19 protein-coding genes and 1 pseudogene are annotated in these 16,722 nt (G+C 68.2%); 10 read left to right on the top strand and 10 right to left on the bottom strand.

Features of this window, described 5'->3' with window-relative positions:
- Positions 1-548 (bottom strand): winged helix-turn-helix transcriptional regulator (locus HY68_RS15940; RefSeq protein WP_241778590.1); only part of this gene is annotated, 548 nt, incomplete at its 3' end.
- A gap of 82 nt (positions 549-630) precedes the next feature.
- Here HY68_RS15940 and HY68_RS15935 point away from each other — a divergent pair.
- On the top strand, positions 631-1,734 hold the full coding sequence (locus tag HY68_RS15935) for a Gfo/Idh/MocA family oxidoreductase (protein ID WP_041989253.1): 1,104 nt from the start codon (positions 631-633) through the stop codon (positions 1,732-1,734).
- Positions 1,731-2,204: a heme-degrading domain-containing protein gene (locus tag HY68_RS15930; protein WP_041989251.1), complete on the top strand. Its 474-nt coding sequence runs from the start codon at positions 1,731-1,733 to the stop codon at positions 2,202-2,204. Before HY68_RS15935 ends, HY68_RS15930 begins: the two co-directional genes overlap by 4 nt.
- Before the next feature lie 69 nt (positions 2,205-2,273).
- Here the strand turns inward: HY68_RS15930 and HY68_RS15925 are convergent, their stop codons facing one another.
- Complete coding sequence (locus tag HY68_RS15925; protein ID WP_041989249.1) at positions 2,274-3,212, bottom strand: SDR family NAD(P)-dependent oxidoreductase; 939 nt, start codon at positions 3,210-3,212, stop codon at positions 2,274-2,276.
- A 178-nt stretch (positions 3,213-3,390) separates the two neighbouring features.
- Between HY68_RS15925 and HY68_RS15920 the strand changes: the two genes are divergently transcribed.
- Positions 3,391-4,365, top strand: coding sequence for a helix-turn-helix transcriptional regulator (locus tag HY68_RS15920; protein WP_041989247.1), 975 nt, complete (start codon positions 3,391-3,393; stop codon positions 4,363-4,365).
- Here HY68_RS15920 and HY68_RS15915 read toward each other — a convergent pair.
- The 5 genes from HY68_RS15915 to HY68_RS15895 form a co-directional block, all read right to left on the bottom strand.
- Positions 4,352-5,215, bottom strand: a complete 864-nt coding sequence (locus HY68_RS15915) for a fumarylacetoacetate hydrolase family protein (RefSeq protein ID WP_041989245.1) — start codon at positions 5,213-5,215, stop codon at positions 4,352-4,354. The genes HY68_RS15920 and HY68_RS15915 overlap by 14 nt on opposite strands.
- Positions 5,216-5,399: 184 nt before the next feature.
- On the bottom strand, positions 5,400-6,167 hold the full coding sequence (locus HY68_RS15910) for a YidC/Oxa1 family membrane protein insertase (RefSeq protein ID WP_041989244.1): 768 nt from the start codon (positions 6,165-6,167) through the stop codon (positions 5,400-5,402).
- A gap of 99 nt (positions 6,168-6,266) precedes the next feature.
- Positions 6,267-6,605 carry a DUF6412 domain-containing protein gene (locus tag HY68_RS15905; protein WP_041989243.1) on the bottom strand — a complete coding sequence of 113 codons (339 nt, stop codon included), beginning with the start codon at positions 6,603-6,605 and terminating at the stop codon, positions 6,267-6,269.
- A gap of 181 nt (positions 6,606-6,786) precedes the next feature.
- A complete protein-coding gene (locus tag HY68_RS15900; protein ID WP_041989242.1) occupies positions 6,787-8,301 on the bottom strand; it encodes a sodium:solute symporter in 1,515 nt (504 codons plus the stop codon).
- Positions 8,298-8,546, bottom strand: a complete 249-nt coding sequence (locus HY68_RS15895) for a DUF3311 domain-containing protein (RefSeq protein WP_063779649.1) — start codon at positions 8,544-8,546, stop codon at positions 8,298-8,300. The genes HY68_RS15900 and HY68_RS15895 overlap by 4 nt, the downstream gene beginning before the upstream one ends.
- A 130-nt stretch (positions 8,547-8,676) precedes the next feature.
- Here HY68_RS15895 and HY68_RS15890 point away from each other — a divergent pair, with 130 nt between their 5' ends.
- The 3 genes from HY68_RS15890 (at position 8,677) to HY68_RS40770 (ending at position 11,739) form a co-directional block, all read left to right on the top strand.
- The gene (locus HY68_RS15890; protein WP_041996200.1) at positions 8,677-9,675 is read left to right on the top strand and encodes an SEC-C domain-containing protein; all 999 of its coding nucleotides are present in this window, start codon (positions 8,677-8,679) and stop codon (positions 9,673-9,675) included.
- Positions 9,676-9,735: 60 nt separating this feature from the next.
- Positions 9,736-10,173 (top strand): very short patch repair endonuclease, encoded by a 438-nt coding sequence (locus tag HY68_RS15885; protein WP_198533276.1) that lies wholly within the window; start codon positions 9,736-9,738, stop codon positions 10,171-10,173.
- A gap of 348 nt (positions 10,174-10,521) precedes the next feature.
- Positions 10,522-11,739 carry a DUF262 domain-containing protein gene (locus HY68_RS40770; protein WP_078863631.1) on the top strand — a complete coding sequence of 406 codons (1,218 nt, stop codon included), beginning with the start codon at positions 10,522-10,524 and terminating at the stop codon, positions 11,737-11,739.
- 680 nt (positions 11,740-12,419) lie between these two features.
- Here HY68_RS40770 and HY68_RS15880 read toward each other — a convergent pair.
- Positions 12,420-13,082 (bottom strand): ATP-binding protein, encoded by a 663-nt coding sequence (locus HY68_RS15880; protein ID WP_041989241.1) that lies wholly within the window; start codon positions 13,080-13,082, stop codon positions 12,420-12,422.
- A gap of 204 nt (positions 13,083-13,286) precedes the next feature.
- On the opposite strand from HY68_RS15880, the gene HY68_RS15875 reads away from it, so the two are divergent.
- The 4 genes from HY68_RS15875 to HY68_RS15860 all read left to right on the top strand — a co-directional run bounded on the left by HY68_RS15875 (position 13,287) and on the right by HY68_RS15860 (position 15,757).
- A complete protein-coding gene (locus tag HY68_RS15875) occupies positions 13,287-14,132 on the top strand; it encodes a helix-turn-helix transcriptional regulator (RefSeq protein ID WP_041989240.1) in 846 nt (281 codons plus the stop codon).
- Entirely contained in the window at positions 14,132-14,326 is a 195-nt protein-coding gene (locus tag HY68_RS15870) for a DUF397 domain-containing protein (RefSeq protein WP_041989238.1), read from the top strand. The genes HY68_RS15875 and HY68_RS15870 overlap by 1 nt, the downstream gene beginning before the upstream one ends.
- A gap of 99 nt (positions 14,327-14,425) precedes the next feature.
- Positions 14,426-14,920: a DinB family protein gene (locus tag HY68_RS15865; protein WP_198533413.1), complete on the top strand. Its 495-nt coding sequence runs from the start codon at positions 14,426-14,428 to the stop codon at positions 14,918-14,920.
- A gap of 48 nt (positions 14,921-14,968) precedes the next feature.
- Positions 14,969-15,757: a thioredoxin domain-containing protein gene (locus tag HY68_RS15860; RefSeq protein WP_347560464.1), complete on the top strand. Its 789-nt coding sequence runs from the start codon at positions 14,969-14,971 to the stop codon at positions 15,755-15,757.
- Positions 15,758-15,791: 34 nt separating this feature from the next.
- On the opposite strand, the gene HY68_RS46065 is transcribed toward HY68_RS15860, so the two are convergent.
- Both HY68_RS46065 and HY68_RS15855 read right to left on the bottom strand, forming a co-directional pair.
- Positions 15,792-15,926 carry a hypothetical protein gene (locus HY68_RS46065; RefSeq protein ID WP_277816761.1) on the bottom strand — a complete coding sequence of 45 codons (135 nt, stop codon included), beginning with the start codon at positions 15,924-15,926 and terminating at the stop codon, positions 15,792-15,794.
- Positions 15,914-16,722: pseudogene (locus HY68_RS15855) on the bottom strand (hypothetical protein); the annotation flags it as partial. The pseudogene HY68_RS15855 and the gene HY68_RS46065, both read right to left, overlap by 13 nt.

Below are 16,722 nucleotides of genomic sequence, written 5' to 3'. Positions count from 1 at the left end.
CGCGCCGCCCCTGCCCCCGCCGCGTCAGCCGGTGCGGCGTCGGCCCGTACCGCGTCCGCCCGTACCGCCGCGACCTGTGCTGCGGCCTCCGCCACCACCCGCTCGGCGCCCGCGCCGAGGTCGAGCGGGCTCGTCCTGACCGCGACCCGGGTGCCCGCCAGGTCGACCAGGACGGCGGTCAGCTCGTCGCGGTCCAGGTGCAGCCCCACGGCGTGCGCGGCCGAAGGCACGAGGCGCAGCACCGTACGGGGCTTACCGCCGGTGGAGGCCCGGCGGCCGGCCTCGGCGGCCAGCCCGTCGGCGCGCAGTCTCGCGGTGATCTTGCTGACCGCCTGCGGGGTGAGCCCGGTGCGCTCGGCCAGCTCCAGCCTGCTGATACCGGCGGCCCCCGCCGTACGGAGCAGGTCGAGCACGAGCGCCGCGTTGTGACCGCGCAGCACCGGGAGATTGGCCCCGGGCCCGGCCCACTCGCCGGCTGCCGCGCCGCTCGTCCCGGCCGCTGCCGTACCGCCCTTCCCGCCGACCGCAGCACTGTCCTTCCCAGCCACCCCGTCGCTTCTCTCCGCGCTCTCCACCCGGCCATTGTCCCCCGCTCTTGCACTTTGGCAACAGCGTTGCTTAAGTGGAGCCATGACTGAGACAGGGACTGACACCCGCGCCCCGCTGCGCGTCGGACTCGTGGGCTACGGCCTCGCGGGGTCCGTCTTCCACGCCCCGCTGATCACCGCGACGGACGGACTCGTCCTCGACACGATCGTCACGTCGAGCGAGGAGCGCAGGGCGCAGGCACGCGCCGAGTTCCCCGACGTCCGCTTCGCCGGATCGCCCGACGAACTGTGGGCGCGCGCGGACGAGTTGGACCTGATCGTCATCGCTTCCCCCAACAAGACCCATGTGCCGATCGCGACCGCCGCGCTCAAGGCGGGGCTGCCGGTCGTCGTGGACAAGCCGATCGCCGGAACGGCTGCCGAGGCGCGGGAGTTGGCAGGCATCGCCGAGGAGCGCGGACTGCTGCTCTCGGTCTTCCAGAACCGCCGCTGGGACAACGACTTCCGTACGGTCGCCCGGCTGATCGAGACCGGTCAGCTCGGTGACGTCCAGCGCTTCGAGTCCCGTTTCGAGCGGTGGCGGCCGCAACTGAAGGGCGGCTGGCGCGAGTCGGGCGCGCCCGAGGAGATCGGCGGACTGCTGTACGACCTCGGCAGCCATGTCGTCGACCAGGCGCTGACGCTGTTCGGCCCGGCGCTACGGGTCTACGCGGAGTCGGACGTACGCCGGCCGGGGGCCGAGGCCGACGACGACACGTTCATCGCGATCACGCACGCGAGCGGGGTCCGCTCGCATCTGTACGCGAGCGCCACGACCGCCCAACTCGGCCCGCGCTTCCGGGTGCTGGGCTCGGCGGCCGGTTATGTGAAATACGGCCTCGACCCGCAGGAGGCGGAGCTGCGCGAGGGCAGGCGCCCGGTGGCCGGGGAGAGCTGGGGCGAGGAGCCCGAGTCGGCCTGGGGCCGGCTCGGCGCCGGCGAGTCGCCGCTGACGGGCGGCGGCAGTCCCGTAAGGACCGAGGCCGGCGACTACCCGGCGTACTACGCGGCGGTCGCCACGGCCCTGCGCGACGGCGCCGCACCGCCGGTGACCGCGTACGAGGCAGCGGCGACGCTCGACGTCCTGGAGGCGGCCCGCCGCTCGGCGCGCGAAGGCATCACCGTCACCCTGGAGGACCGCTCATGAACACCGCACCCACCTTCTCGGTCGAAGAAATCGAAGCGCAGGAGCGGGAGTTGGTGCTCCCCCACTTCACGTACGAGGACGCCTGGCGGCTCGGCGGCCTGCTGGCCGAAGCGGCGCGCGCCGCCGAAGCACCCGTCGCGATCGACATCCGGCGCGGCGCCCAGCAGCTCTTTCACTGCGCCCTGCCCGGCTCCAGCGCGGACAACGACGCCTGGATCGACCGCAAGCGCCGGGTGGTCGAGCGCTACGGCGAGAGTTCGCTGCTGGTCGGCAGCCGTTTCCGCGCGAAGGGCTCGTCGTTCGAGGAGTCGTCCCGGCTCGACCCCGACGCGTACGCGGCGCACGGCGGTTCGTTCCCGATCGCGGTCCGTGGCGCCGGTGTCATCGGCACCGTGACCGTCTCCGGACTGCCCCAGACGGCGGACCACGCGATGGTCGTAGCGGCCCTGACCCAGCTGCTGAACGACTGACAGTTCAGGCCGCCGGTTCAGGCCGCCAGTACAGCGCGCCGGTTCAGGCCGCCGGTTCAGCGCGCCGGTTCAGGCCGCGGCGAGCAGGTCCAGCGACACCTGCCACAGCCGCGCCGCCGCCTCCGGGTCGCGGGCGTGGTCGGCCACCCCCTTGCGCGGGCCGCCCGGTACGTAACGGGCGGCCTCGTTGCAGTCGTCGAAGTACCGGCCGCCCACGCCTTCGAGCCGGGGCGAGGTCGCCAGCAGCACGGATGTGGCCGCGCCCTGCTCGGGCGTCTTGAACTCGTAGCCCGAGGCGACGGCCGCGTCCAGCTCCTCCGTGCTCATGTGACGCGTCAGGTTCGTCAGGACGGCGCCCGGGTGCGCGGCGTTGACCGTGATCCCCTCGTCCGACCAGCGCCGGTTCGCCTCCACGGCGAACAGGGCGTTGGCCGTCTTCGACTGGCCGTAGGCGACCGCAGGGTCGTACGGGCGCCGGCGGAAGTTGATGTCGTCGAAGTCGACCGGTGTCTCCACATGCCCGACGGAGCTGAGCGACACGACACGGGCCCGTCCTGCGGCGGCGAGCGCCGCGTGCAGCCCGGTGGTCAGGGCGAAGTGGCCGAGGTGGTTGGTGGCGAGCTGCAGCTCCCAGCCCTCCCGCGTCCGGCGCTCGGGTGTGTACATCACGCCCGCGTTGTTGACGAGGACGTGCAGCGGCCCCTCCCAGCCGGCGACGAACGCGGCGACCGACGCCTGGTCGGAGAGGTCCAGCGGTGCGACGTGGAGCTGCTTGCTGCCGGTGGTCGCCGTGACGTCGTCGGCGGTGCGCCGCCCCGCCTCGACGTCACGCACCGCGAGCGTCACCTCGGCGCCCGCCCCTGCGAGGGCCCGTACCGTCTCGACACCGATGCCGGAGGCACCGCCGGTGACGACGGCACGGCGGCCGGTGAGGTCGACGCCTGCCACGACGTCAGCCGCCGTGGACTTCGCGTTGAACGACGTGGTGATGAGATTGAACTCAGTCATGGGATGTCCTGTCTGTCACGTCCGAAGAGCTCGGCCCGTGCTTCCAGGCAACCACGCGACAGCCCCCTCAGCCACGGCGGAGAGTGACCTGCCCGTGCCCCGGGCCCGGCGTACCGGGGGTCCGGCAGAACCCCTCTCGTGAGGCGCGCCGGCCGGGTGCCGTGCCTACGCTGGAACCATGGGCGGCGAGAACGGGACGGGCGGCACGGCGAACGGCAGCGCGGCGGCGGGCGGCGGCAACTCCGAGCTGCGGGAGTTCCTGCGCTCGCGCCGCGCCCGGATCACCCCCGAGGAAGCGGGCCTGCCCCCGCAGCCCGGCAGCCGCCGGGTGCCGGGGCTGCGCCGCGAGGAGGTCGCGCAGCTCGCGGGCGTGAGCATGGACTACTACGTACGTCTTGAGCGCGGCCGCAATCTGCATGTCTCCGAGAGCGTGCTGGACGCTGTCGCCCGCGCGCTGCGGCTGAACGAGACCGAGCGCGGCCATCTCTTCACCCTCGCCAGGCCCACCCGTACCCGCCGCAGGCCGCTGCCGCCGCAGCGGGTGCGCCCCGGCCTGTACCGGGTCCTGGAGACGATCACCGAGACCCCGGCGCTGGTGCTCGGCCGCCGGCTCGACGTCCTCGCAGCCAACCGGATGGCCCGCGCGCTGTACACCGACTTCGACGCGCTGCCGCACCGCGAGCGCAACATGGCGCGCTTCGCGTTCCTCGACGAGGGCGCCCGCGCGATGTACGGCGACTGGGACCAGGCGGGCCGCAGCATGGTCGCTTCCCTGCACCTGTACGCGGGCCGGCACCCGGACGATCCGCAGCTCGCCGAGCTGATCGGCGAACTGTCCCTGCGCAGCGAGGACTTCCGGCACTGGTGGGCGGACCACGACGTACTGCGCCACTCGCACGGGGTGAAGGTGTACCACCACCCGGTGGTCGGTGATCTCACGCTGAACTACGAGGCGTTCACCCCGAACGACGACCCGGAGCAGACGCTCGGCATCCACACGGCGGAGGCGGGCTCACCGTCGGAGCAGGCCCTGCGGCTGCTGGCGGCGTGGAGCAGCGAGAGCCTGGGGGCGGACGGGGGCGACGGCGGCGGGGACGAGACCGCCGCCCCCGGACCTGCCGCCGCCCCCGCCCAAGGCGCTACGCGTCCTTGAACTCCTGGCGCTGCCGGCCAAGACCCTCGATCTCCAGCTCCACCACGTCACCGGCCCGCAGATACGGCTTCGGCTCCGGCTGTCCCATCGCCACACCCGCCGGCGTACCGGTGTTGATGACGTCGCCCGGGTACAGCGTCATGAACTGGCTGACGTACCGCACGACCTCACCCACCGGGAAGATCTGGTCGGCCGTCGTACCGTCCTGCCTGACCTGGCCGTTGACGCTGAGCTTCATGGCCAGCGCCTGCGGGTCGGGCACCTCGTCGGCCGTGACCAGCCACGGGCCGAGCGGGTTGAACGTCTCGCAGTTCTTGCCCTTGTCCCACGTGCCGCCGCGCTCGATCTGGAACTCGCGCTCGGAGACGTCGTTGGACACGGCGTACGCGCCGACGTGCGCGAGCCCGTCCTCCGCCGAGTCCAGATAGCGGGCCGTGCGGCCGATGACGACCGCCAGCTCGACCTCCCAGTCGGTCTTGACGCTCTTGCGCGGTACGAGCACGGTGTCATCAGGTCCGACGACTGTGTCCGGCGCCTTGAAGAAGATGATCGGCTCGGGCGGGGCCTCGGCGCCGGTCTCCCGGGCGTGGTCGTGGTAGTTCAGCCCGATGCATACGATCTTTCCGATCCGGCCGAGCGGCGGGCCCACCCGCTGCCCGGCGCCGCCCTCCAGCACGGGCAGTTCGCCCGCCGCCGCGGCCGCCCTGATCCGGTCGAGCGCGTCACCGTCGGCGAGCAGCGCCCCGTCGATGTCCGTGACCTGGCCCGACAGGTCGCGCAGGGTCGTACCGTCCTGGTCGAGCAGCGCCGGCCGTTCGGCGCCTGCCGTACCGACACGCAGCAGCTTCATGTATCTGACTCCCTCTGGTCGCACGTGCCCCGGCCGACGGGTGCGGCCGTCGGCGGGATCGTCCGATCGTCCAAGACATCCGATCACTGTGCAAGGGCCGATTCACACCGTGGACCGGGTCCGCACCCCCGGCCGGTGAGCGACCGCAGCCCCGGCCGGAACCGGGCCACCCGCCCGGCCGGTGTCAGACGGCGGGCGACAGGGCTCCGACGGCGGGCATGTCGCGGTAGAGGAAGTACCGCTCGCAAGCCGTCCATGTGGTGCTCGTCACGACGTACAGCGCGGCGGCCAGCGGTACGAAGCCGACGGTGAACAGCGTCGCGAAGGACATCAGCGGCATCAGCTTCGTCATGGCCCCGAGCCCGGCGACCGGCGCTCCGTCGGGTCCGGCCGCCGCCGGGGCGGGCGACTTGGCGAGCTGGATCTTCATCCGCCGGTAGTTGAACGTGGCGACACCGGCGACGATCGCGAACAGCGCCAGATACACGAGCCCCGCCCCGCCGAACAGCCCGCCGTGCGCCAGCGCGTCGCTCCAGCGGTCGCCGAGCGGAGCGGCGAAGAGGTGGTGGTCGAGCAGCCCGTTGGGCCCGTCACCGATCTGCTTGCGCGAGAAGAGGTGGTACATCAGGAAGAACGCCGGCATCTGGAAGAGCCCCGGCAGGCAGCCGGAGAGCGGGGAGACCTTCTCCTCCGCGTGCAGTTCCATGATCGCCTTCTGCAGCCGCTCACGGTCCTTGCCGTGCTTCTTGCGCAGTTCGGCGAGCTGCGGCTGGAGCCTGGCGCGCTCCTTCTGGCCACGGGCGGAGGCGCGGGAGAGCGGGTGGATGGCGAGGCGTACACAGGCGGTGAAGATGACGATCGCCGCCGCGGCCGACGAGGCGTGGAACAGCGGCTGGAGCAGATCGGCGAAGTTGGTGACCAGACTGGCGAACACAGACATGAGCCAGGACATGGGAGCCCTCCGAGGGGTCTCGTCGTGCCGGATGGACAGACAACTCGGCATGACGACCCGCGCGGGGTCAGGCAGCTCAGCTAGCTGGTCGCACTGCCCCTACGCGGCCGTCGGAAGACGACGGCCGGGCGCTCGGGGCCTCGTACGCCCCCGGGCGTCGGGATCCCGCTGCGGCAGGAAGGCGGTGCGCTGCTCGCGGTCGCGCATGGCCGTACGTACCCGCTGACGCGGTACGGCGGGCACAGCGCGGGCGGAGATGACGGCGCACACGACGAGCGCGCTGCCGGCCGCCGCAGTGGCGGCGAGGGCGACGGCGGCGGAGAGGCTGCCGGCGTCGACGAGCAGGACCTCGGTGAGGACGAAGAGCAGCAGCCCGGTGGGGTTGGGCAGCCGCCGGGGCAGCCGGGACCGTGTCGGTAGCGCTGCGCTGCCGGCCATGGTGGGTGCCCCCTCTCGCTCCGTAGGTGTCCTCAGGTGTTCTCAGGTGTCCTCCAGCCGTTATACACGACGGCCCTCGCGTACCCCGAAGGAGTTGCCCGGAGGAGTTGCCCGGAGGAGTTGCCCGGAGGAGTTGCCCGCACGGTGGGCACGGCTACCCGCGCGCACCGGGTGCGGACGGCTACCCGCGTGCAGCCGCCTCCGCCTCGTCCCGCAGCACGCCGGCGCCGGGGTCGGCGAGCACGTCACCGTCCGGCCGGGGGTCCCGACGGTCGGCGGGCCCCGCGTACGTCACGGCCACCGCCACCACCAGGTTCAGGGCGAGCCCCACAATCCCCGCGTTCAGGCCCCGGACCGGATCGTGGTCGGTGAAGACCAGGGCGCACACCAGCGCCACCCCGACCGTGAGCCCGCTCAGCGCGCCGGTCAGGGTCAGCCGCCGCCACACCAGCGCGAGCAGCAGCATCGGCAGCAGCTGCGCCATCCCCTCGTACGAGATGAGCGAGAGCCGCACCAGCGTGTTCGGCACGGCGTACGTCATGACGAGCGCGAGCGCACCGGCGACCACCACGACGACCTGTGCGGCGCCCTTCTGCCTGGCCTGCCAGCGCGGTACGAGCGACAGCACGCTGCGTCCCCACATCGTTCCGATGACCAGCATGAACACGGCCATCGGCACGACCGACGACAGCGCGGCCGCGACCCCGACCACCCCCACCACCCAGGCGGGCAGCGAGTCGACGACCAGCTTGAAGAGCGCGAGGTTCGATTCGGCGCCGGCCAGGCCGGGGACGACGAACAGCGCGGCGAGTCCGAGCAGCATCGGGACGAACAGCAGCACGTTGTAGGCGGGCAGCCAGATCGCGTTGCGCCGCAGCGCGTCGGCGCTGCGCGCGCCCAGGTAGCCGGCGACGGTGGTCGGGAAGATCACCACGGTGAGCGCGTTCATCAGGGACGTGGTGACGAACCACGCGCTGCCCATCCCGCTGTGCCCGTGCCCCGGCAGCGTCAGCCACTGGCGCTTCTCCGCCACGACGCGGTCGAGGAGCGGCCCGTACCCGTCGAAGTAGTGCAGCGGGACGTAGACGGCGAGGAAGGCGAGCGTCCCGATCACCATGACGTCCTTGAGCACGGACACCCACGCGCTGCCGCGCAGCCCGCTCACGACGACGAAGCCGGTGGTCACGGCGAAGGCGATGAAGTAGGCCCAGTTGAGGCTGATCGCGCCGTACGAGATGGTCGAGACGACCACGCCCATGCCGGTGATCTGGAGCTGGATGTACGGCAGCAGGAAGACGGTGGCCAGCACCGCGGTCAGCGCGCCCAGCCAGGGCCGGCCGAAGCGGTGGGCGATCATGTCGGTGATGCCGACGAGCTGGTGGCGGCGGGCGTAGCTCCAGAGCATGGGCCCGACGACGTAACCGACGGCGTACCCGCAGGACATGTACGCGACCACGTACAGCACCGGCGCGCCGAAGTCGTACCCCCAGCCGGCGCCACCCAGATAGCTGAAACTGGTGTAGCCCTCGCCGGCCATCAGCACCCAGATGAACACGGCCCCGAGACTGCGCCCGCCCACGGACCACTCGGCGATCCCGCCGGTCTTCCCGCCCCGGCCGCGTACGGCGAGCAGGCCGAGCACGACGGTCGCGACCATGAAGACCCCGAAGATCGAGGTGGCGACGGCGGCGTTCACTCGCCGTCCTCCGGCGACTGCGGTTGGTGCCGGTGCTGGTGCTCGCGCTGCTCGATCAGCCGCTGATCGCCGCGGTAGGCGCGCCAGACGGCGAAGGGGGTGAGGAGCGTGGACACGAACAGCCAGAAGGGCAGGAAGGGAACGCCGGCGATGACGGGGTCGACGCGGTTGACCCAGGGGACGGCGACGAGGAAGAGCACGAAGGGGACGAGCAGCCAGAGCAGATGGGGACGTTGTAGGAACACGGCAGCACACTACGGGGACAGGACGAACGAACCACCCCACCCGAAGAGGACCCCCCAGCGGACCGACAGGTAACGCCCCGGACGGGAACAACACCTGCCCCGGCCCCCGGGCAGCAGTACCGTGTTGACCATGCGCCCCGACATGTCTGCCGACCACATCACGGAAGCCGAGCGCCTGCTGCGCACGGCGGCCCGGTACCCCGAGGACCACGAGCCCCTGCTCCTCCAGGCCGCCGCCCATCTGGAGCTGGCCGACGCCCGTGACCGTGCCACCGGCCTGTACGACACCCTCCTTGCGGCCTCCCCCGAACACCCCCAGCTGGTGAAGGCGCTCCAGGCCGCCAACCTCTGGGAGTACGGCCACGACGCCGAGGCCCGGGTGATCATCGACGGACTGCGCGCCGCGGAGCCGCTGGACCCGGCACCCTGGGAGATCCTGGCCGAGACGCTGGAGAAGCACGACGAGCTGGAAGCGGCCCACGACTCGTTCACCACGGCCCTGAACCTGCTCCTCACCCCGGGCGAGGAGGTCCCGTACCCCACTCACTCGCTGCTGATCGGCCGCCACCGGGTGCGCAGGATGCTGGGCCTGGCCCACGACGACTGGGACGGCCTCGCCGACCGCGTCAACCCGGCGTCCGTCACCCTGGACGAACTCCACGACCCCAAGCGCCTGTGGACCCTGGGCTCCGACAACCCCGCCGAACTCCAGGCCGAGATCACCCGCCTCCGCGCCGAACTGGGCTCCTACCGCACGGCCCTGTCCCGGCCCTTCCCGGTGGCGGTCCTGCACTGGCCGGCCCCGGAACTCACCGAGCTCCTCGCCGCGTACCCGACCCTCTCCGCGGAGTACCCGTCCCGCGAGGCCCACCTGTCGGCCCTGGAGACGTCCCTCCGCGAACTGGCAGCGGCAGGCACCCCCAACCTCGGCATCGTCACGGGCACGGTCCCCTCGTACGAGGCCTTCGCAGCCTCGGAAGCCACACCCCCCTCGGACCCGTATCTCCTCCCCCAGTACGCCACAACCCTGGCAGCCCGAGGCCGAGCCACCCCCTGGCCCCCAGCCAGAAACGCCGCCTGCTGGTGCGGCTCGGGCCACCCCTACCGCGAATGCCACGGCGCCGTCTGACTTTCCGCCCGTACCCCGTCGTCAACCACGTTCCGCCCCGTACCGGGACCCGCAGGAGTCATGAACACCGTCAAGCCGTCGTCCCCCGGCGTGTCCCTCCGTATGAGTAGGCAAGCGCGCCGGGACACCGCGCCGGAGGTGGCTGTCAGAAAACTGCTGCACGCCTCGGGCTACCGGTACCGACTGAACGTACGAGTCCCCGACATGCCGAGACGGACCGTCGACATCGTCTTCTCCAAGGCCAAGGTGGCGGTCTTCCTCGACGGCTGTTTCTGGCACGGCTGCCCACTGCACGCCACCAGCCCGAAGTCGAACGCCGAGTGGTGGCGGGAGAAGCTCGACAAGAACATGGCGCGGGACACCGAGACGACCGAACACATGCGCAATCTGGGCTGGACGGTCCTACGCTTCTGGGAACACGAGACACCCGCCGAGATCGCGGACCAGGTCGCCGCCGCCGTGACCGCTGGAGCTCCTAGTGGCACCCCTTGGCCTTAGTGGCTGAGTACGTCAAGTCATCTTTCCCTTTGAACACAACGACCTCGCCGTGCAGGCTAGCCACTCCGAACCTGCCCTACGTGTGGCTGACGTCGCGAGTACCTACCAAGAGCGCTTAAGCCAGCGGCAGGGCTCCTGTCACGACCTCCCATGTGATGCGAGAAGTCGCACGGCTTGAATTGCCCCAAGCTGCAGCGGCTGGAGTGGTTGCGCATTTAGACCATGCCTCCGTTCACACGTAGTCAAGTCGCCCAAATTTCCAGTCACTTGATGTCCCAAGCATGGTGCTCAATGGGGCGCCGCCGCTATGATGAAACCGATGACGTGTAGGTATGGGGAGGCGCAAAGATGAGCGAGCAGAGCGACTGGGACGACCTCGACGCGGAAGAGGCTTCCGACGAAGATCAAGTCCAAGCAGAGGACGTCGACAGCGCCGTTGTGACGGATACCGACTGGACCACTGAGACGATCCTGAGCCAACTCCGCAGAGGAAACATTCAACTTAATCCGCGATTCCAAAGGAGAGACGCATGGGACAAACCGAGGAAAAGTAGATTTATCGAGTCACTACTCCTAGGGCTCCCCATTCCTCAAATCGTATTGGCCGAGGACAAGAATCAGCGGGGACGTTTTATCGTCCTAGACGGAAAGCAACGCCTTCTCGCTCTACGTCAATTTGCCGCGAATTCTTCACTAGGAGCGAATGACGAGTCCGTCAAATTCACAACTCTCGCTCTGACCGGTCTGGATGTGCGCGCCGATCTTCGCCGACTTACCCTTCAAAAGCTAGAGGACGACCCGGATCGAATTGAAGATCTGAACTCGTTTCTAAATCAAACTATTCGCACGGTCGTCGTGCGTCGCTGGCCCAGCGAACAATTCCTTCAATTGGTATTCCTACGACTGAACACAGGTAGTGTAAGACTTTCACCTCAAGAACTGAGACAGGCACTTCACCCGGGGCCCTTCACCGACTTCCTCGATGACGTTTCCACCGCTAGTAGCTGGCTGCAAAAAGCACTAAGAATCAAAAATCCCGACTTTCGCATGCGCGATGTCGAAGTAATGCTCCGATTCTTCGGCCTCCACTTCCGAATCAATCAGTACACCGGGAATCTAAAACGCTTCCTGGACGACACCACGAACGAACTGAATCAGGCCTGGGAGGATGAGGAAGGAACAATTCGCGATGCCGGAAAAAGCTGCGATCTGGCAATCGATACCACCTTTTCCATCTTCGAGGAAAACTCCTTCTACCGCTGGTCACCTGACGGGTACGAAGGAAGATTCAACCGTGCAGTATTCGACATCATGACATTTTATTTCAGTCAGGAAAGAATTCGCCAAGCGGTTACCGGTCGCGAAACTGAGGTAAAAGAAGCTTTCGAAGATATCTGCGGCACGGATCATCAGTTCGTGGAGTCCATTCAGACAACCACCAAGACTCCGGAAGCAACGCATCGGCGGCTTGAAAAATGGGGCAGCAAGCTGTCCAGTGTACTAAATATTCCAATCGATACGCCGAATTTGGTAAATAATAGGCTGGTCATGCGTCGGAGCTCCTGATGCCGTCACAAAAATATCGCGCTCTGGCTCAAAGAATTCGCGAACTGCGACGCAACCTCCTCCCTTCCCGATTCGATCCAACGGGTAGTTACAGAGCCTCCGTGTATGATAGGACCCGAGCCTTTCGGGTACTGGCACATGCCGAATTCGAGTCCTTCATCGAGGAGCGCGCGGCCGAAGTATTGAACCAATCTTTTCAATCATGGAGGCAGCATCACGTGGCATCTGCGCCTCTGATCGCATTGCTTGCGTACCGAGAGCAGGTTCACGGGGAGCCGAGCTCTCTCCTAGCTCCACCGCAAAAGCGAACGCCAGACCTAAACGGAAGAATAATTGCGGCCAGAGACGATTTAAATCGCTATATCCGCTCCCAGAATCACGGAATCAAAGAGAAGAATCTACTCCGCATCTTGCTTCCCCTCGGAGTGAACGAAGCCGACATTGATATTCAGTGGTTGTCCACGACAGAAGCGTGGGCCACGCAGCGCGGAGAGACTGCACACAAAACGGGAAAAGTCCGAGTTCGACCGGATCCCGAGCACGAGTACAAGACAGTGCGCCTGATTCTCGATGGATTCCGAGATGTAGATGCCCTGCTTTCCAACACATAAGTTCACTCTTGGGAGATCGTCGCAACGGACCCGATCTGCACGACTCCACTCCTCCATGTCACCCGATCCCTACGGTGACTGCGACTCAGACGCTTCGGCTTCAAAGTGCGTCTGAGCCCGATCCAGCGCCCCGTCCGGGTCGCAGCCGTGGGCTCGGAGCCAGTGGAGGAGGTCAGCGATCAGGTCGATCGCTGCTTCCTCCGCCATGGCCACGTTCAGGCGTCCGTGCCGCGTCGGCGCGTGGACATCGCCCCAGCAGTACAGGCTGAGTAGCGCCTCCGCCTTGGCGACCTGCGGTCCCTCGATGTGATCAGTGCCGGAACGCAATCCGGTCTCTAACTCACACCATGTCACCTTGGAGTTACCGCGCAGGATCACCCCCCAGCGATCGGTGAGCGCATCGACGAGCGCTACTCCGCGGCCCGACTCCGCCTCGTCCGTCGCTGCGACGAGGGTCGGAAGCGTCCGGGTGTCGGGATCGCTCACCTCGATGCGCAGATGCGTGCCGTTCATGGATACGACCAGCGCCGTGGGTGTCCCTGGGCCGACGTGCGTGATGACGTTCCCGACCAACTCCGTGACACACGACTGCGCGGCATCGACCAGGGTCGGCAAGCCCCACAGGTTCAAGTGCATCCGCATGAGACGTCGCAGGCCGGCCACTTCCACGGACTCCGCCAAGAAGGACAAGCCCCAGGCTTTCCTAGCGATGTTGAACCGGCACTCCACCATGTCAACTACCTTTCGCCGACCGCTCGACAGCTACGTTACGTTCCGTGTGGTTACTCCAGAGTGACACTGAAACTCTCAATATGGAACTCTCACTGTGACCGAGTGGGGGCATGCGAGGTCTCGCGCGCCCCCGGCGTGCGCTGCCTTGCCTCTGATGCGCGGGACCGGGCACGCTCTGAGAGATCAAGACGAAGGGCCACAGTCATGGCAGTCGGACCGACCACCCGCAGGCGCCAACTCGGTGCAGATCTACGCCGCTTGCGGGAGGGCAAGGGCCTCACGCTGGAGGAAGCCGGGGCGCTGGTCGGTATCTCCAAGGCCACGCTGAGCAGGTACGAGACCAAGGAGGGGCCGGTCAAGTGGCCTGCGGTCGACGCGCTCTGTCGTGAGTACGGTTCCTCGGAAGAAGAGCGACGGACTCTGGTCGAACTCGCCAAAGGGGCAAGGATCCAGGGGTGGTGGCGGTCATTGGCCGACCCCATCCCCGAGTCGATGAATCTGATGCTCACGCTTGAGGACGAAGTCGTCCGGGAGGACCACTACGCGTGCATGTACGTGCCGGGACTGCTTCAAACGCGTGCGTACGCGGAGGCAGTCCACCGGGCGTCGGAAATGCGCTGCACCGAACAGGAGATCACGCACATGGTCGACATCCGGATGAAGCGCCAGGAGATCTTCGAACGAGAAGACCCTCCACACATCTGGGCCGTAGTCGATGAGGCTGTGGTGCGGCGGTCAGTCGGTGGGCGGGATGTCATGCGTCAGCAGTTGCGTTACCTGCTCTCCCAGGCGCAGGAGCCGCACATCACGGTCCAGATGCTGCCGTTCGAGGCCGGTGCCCACGCAGCGGCGGTCGGCAGTTTTGTCATCCTCGGCGGTCCGACACCCCAACTCGACGTGGTGTACGTGGACATCCTTGGCGGAGGACTGTTCATGGAGAAGCCGCAGGAACTGGAGCGCTATAAATTGGCGTTCGAGTACCTGCGCGCGCAGGCGTTGAGCATCGACGCGTCGGCCGCGCTCCTCGACCGAGTCGGCAAGGAGCTGTGATGCATCCCCAGGACGCCCGTTGGTACAAGTCGTCGTACAGCGGCGGAAGTGGCACGGAGTGTGTGGAGGCCGCGGAGCTGATCCATTCTGTGGCTGTGCGCGATTCGAAGGATCCAGAAGGAAGCAGGCTCGACTTCCTTCGCGACTCCTGGATGGGATTCATCATCGCTATGCAGGAGCGTCGGCTCGGCTGACGGTGTCGACTAGGGCGGAAGCCGCGGCCGTCGTGAGGGCTGGCAGGTGGGGGCGGGTGGCGTTGGGTGGGGGGTGGGGCTGTTAGCTTCCCCCGCATGATGCGACGTGTGCCGGCTACCGGCGACGAGAAGGAAAGTCTGTACGTCAGTCTCGACCGGCATCGTGACGCGGTGTTGTGGAAGCTCGACGGGCTTGACGAGGAGCAGGTGCGGCGGCGGATGACGCCGTCGGGGACGTCGTTGCTCGGGTTGGTGAAGCATCTGGCGTGCAACGAGTACGGGTGGTTCTGCGAGACGTTCGGGCGCGGCATCGAGACGCTGTGGTTCGATCCCGAGGCCGGGGAGGACATGAGCGTCGAGCCCGACGAGAGCACCTCGAAGATCGTGCACTTCTACGGGCGTTCGCGGACCGAGGCCGACAAGGTGATCTCGGAGCTGGCGCTCGACGATGTCGGGACGTCCTGGCGGGGCGAGACCGTGTCGATGCGGTGGGCGCTGATCCACATGATCGAGGAGACCGCGCGGCACGCCGGGCATATGGATATTTTGCGTGAGCTCGTCGACGGCGCCACGGGTGATCATCCGCCGCTGTAATCGGTTCGTCGATGATCCCCGCGAGCCGGTACGGTACGCGAACTACTCATGGGGAGGGCATCGTTGATGCAGGTGGGAAGACGAAGACCGGTACGTGGCGCCGCGTTGCTGGCGGGGGTCCTGGCGTTGGTCTGTGTCGCGGGGTGCGGGGCGCGTGACCCCGACAGGGCGCGGTCTGGTGAGGGGCGCGGCGGGCGTGGGGCGGCTGCTGTCTCGGCGGAGGGGTCGGCTGAGCGGCTGGAGCGGGACGGGACCACCATCACCGTGGGCGATTCGGCCGCTGAGCATGCGTTCATGCTGTACGAAGATCCGCGTTGTCCGGTCTGCCAGGAGTTCGAATTGACCGGGGGTGCCAAGACGATCATGGCGTCCGTGCGGAAGGGCGAACTGAGGGTCCAGTACACCTTGGCTTCCTTCCTGGACGACAGACTGGGTGGACACGGTTCGGTCAAGGCGGTGAACGCGCTGCGCGCCGCTCTGGAACAGGGGAAATTCGCTGAGTACCACGACGTGCTCTACGCGAACCAGCCCCCTGAGGAAGTCGACGGGTTCACCGACGGCGAGTTGCTCGCGCTCGCCTCGAAGGTGCCGGGTCTGCGGAGCGAGAGGTTCGACTCGGCGGTCAGGACGATGCGTTACCGGGACTTCGTCGAGGCGTCGGAAAAGGCCTACGAGGCGGACGGCGCCGGCGGGACACCCGAGTTGCGGGTCGACGGGATCGTTCTCCCTGACGGGGCGCGAGGGTTGATTTTCGACAAGGAGTCGACCTCGAAGCTCATCGACATCGCCATGGGCCGGTTCCGGCCGGACCCGCCACGAATGCCCGCCGAGGGCTGAGGTTCGGGGGGGGCGGCGCGGGCGGCGGTTCCGGTCAGGGGTGCGGGCGTACCACCACCGACGGGCGGTCCTTGCGGGCTTCCGCCAGGCGGAGTTTGGTGAGGACCGCCGCCACCAGCTCCTGCGGGTGGTCGCGTACCAGGGCCGGGACCGCGCTCACCACGTCCACGCCGTGGGATTCCAGGAGCAGCCGGCGGCGGAGCGTCGCGCGGTACGCGGTGATGCCCAGGTGGTACTCCTCCGAGTCGACCTCCAACGCCACCCCGGCGTACGGCCAGTACGCGTCGGGTCTCGCAAGGAACGCGCCCGAGGCGGTGAGGAGAGGGGGTTCCACAGCGCCGGCGGGACGCGGGCAGCGGTGAGGACGTCGCGGGTCTCGCCTTCGGCGATCGACCGTACGCCCACGCGCAGTTCGTGGATGACGGCGCGCAGCGCCGGGTTGCGCAGGGCGTGGGACGCGCGGAGTTCGGCACGTAGATCCTCCGGATGACAGCTGGCCTTCTGGACGGTGTTGGCGAGCACCGCGCGCACCCGGTCCGCCGACGGTTCGTGGCGCGCGAAGTCGGACGCGGCACGGACCGGGCGTACGCACGGGATGCCGTTGACGAGGAGCGTGGGCGGCCAGCGGGTGGTGCGGCGCAGCCGGACGTACGAGGTGTCGCGCAGGCTGCGGCGGGACGCGACCAGCACCTCGGCGCGGTCCGTCGCCACACCCCGTACCCCGTACAGCGCGAGCGCCGCCTCACCCGTCAGCACCGCCGTCGCCCCGGACATCGCGCCCGGCCCGACGGCCGGCCCGGCGCTCGGCCCAACGCTCGGTCCGGCGCTCGGTCCGGCCTCCGCCCGCTCCACCGGGCAGGCGCCCGCGCCGCGCGCCGTCACCGCGTACAGGACCGCGCCCAGCAGCCGCTGCCGCGCGTCCGGGTCGCCGGTCTGTATCAGCACCACCCCCGGCAGCAGCCGCT

The organism is Streptomyces sp. AcH 505 (assembly GCF_000818175.1).
Classification (GTDB): domain Bacteria; phylum Actinomycetota; class Actinomycetes; order Streptomycetales; family Streptomycetaceae; genus Streptomyces.
Note: the sequence above shows the minus strand (reverse complement) of the source record. Positions and strands in the feature narration are given on the sequence as shown.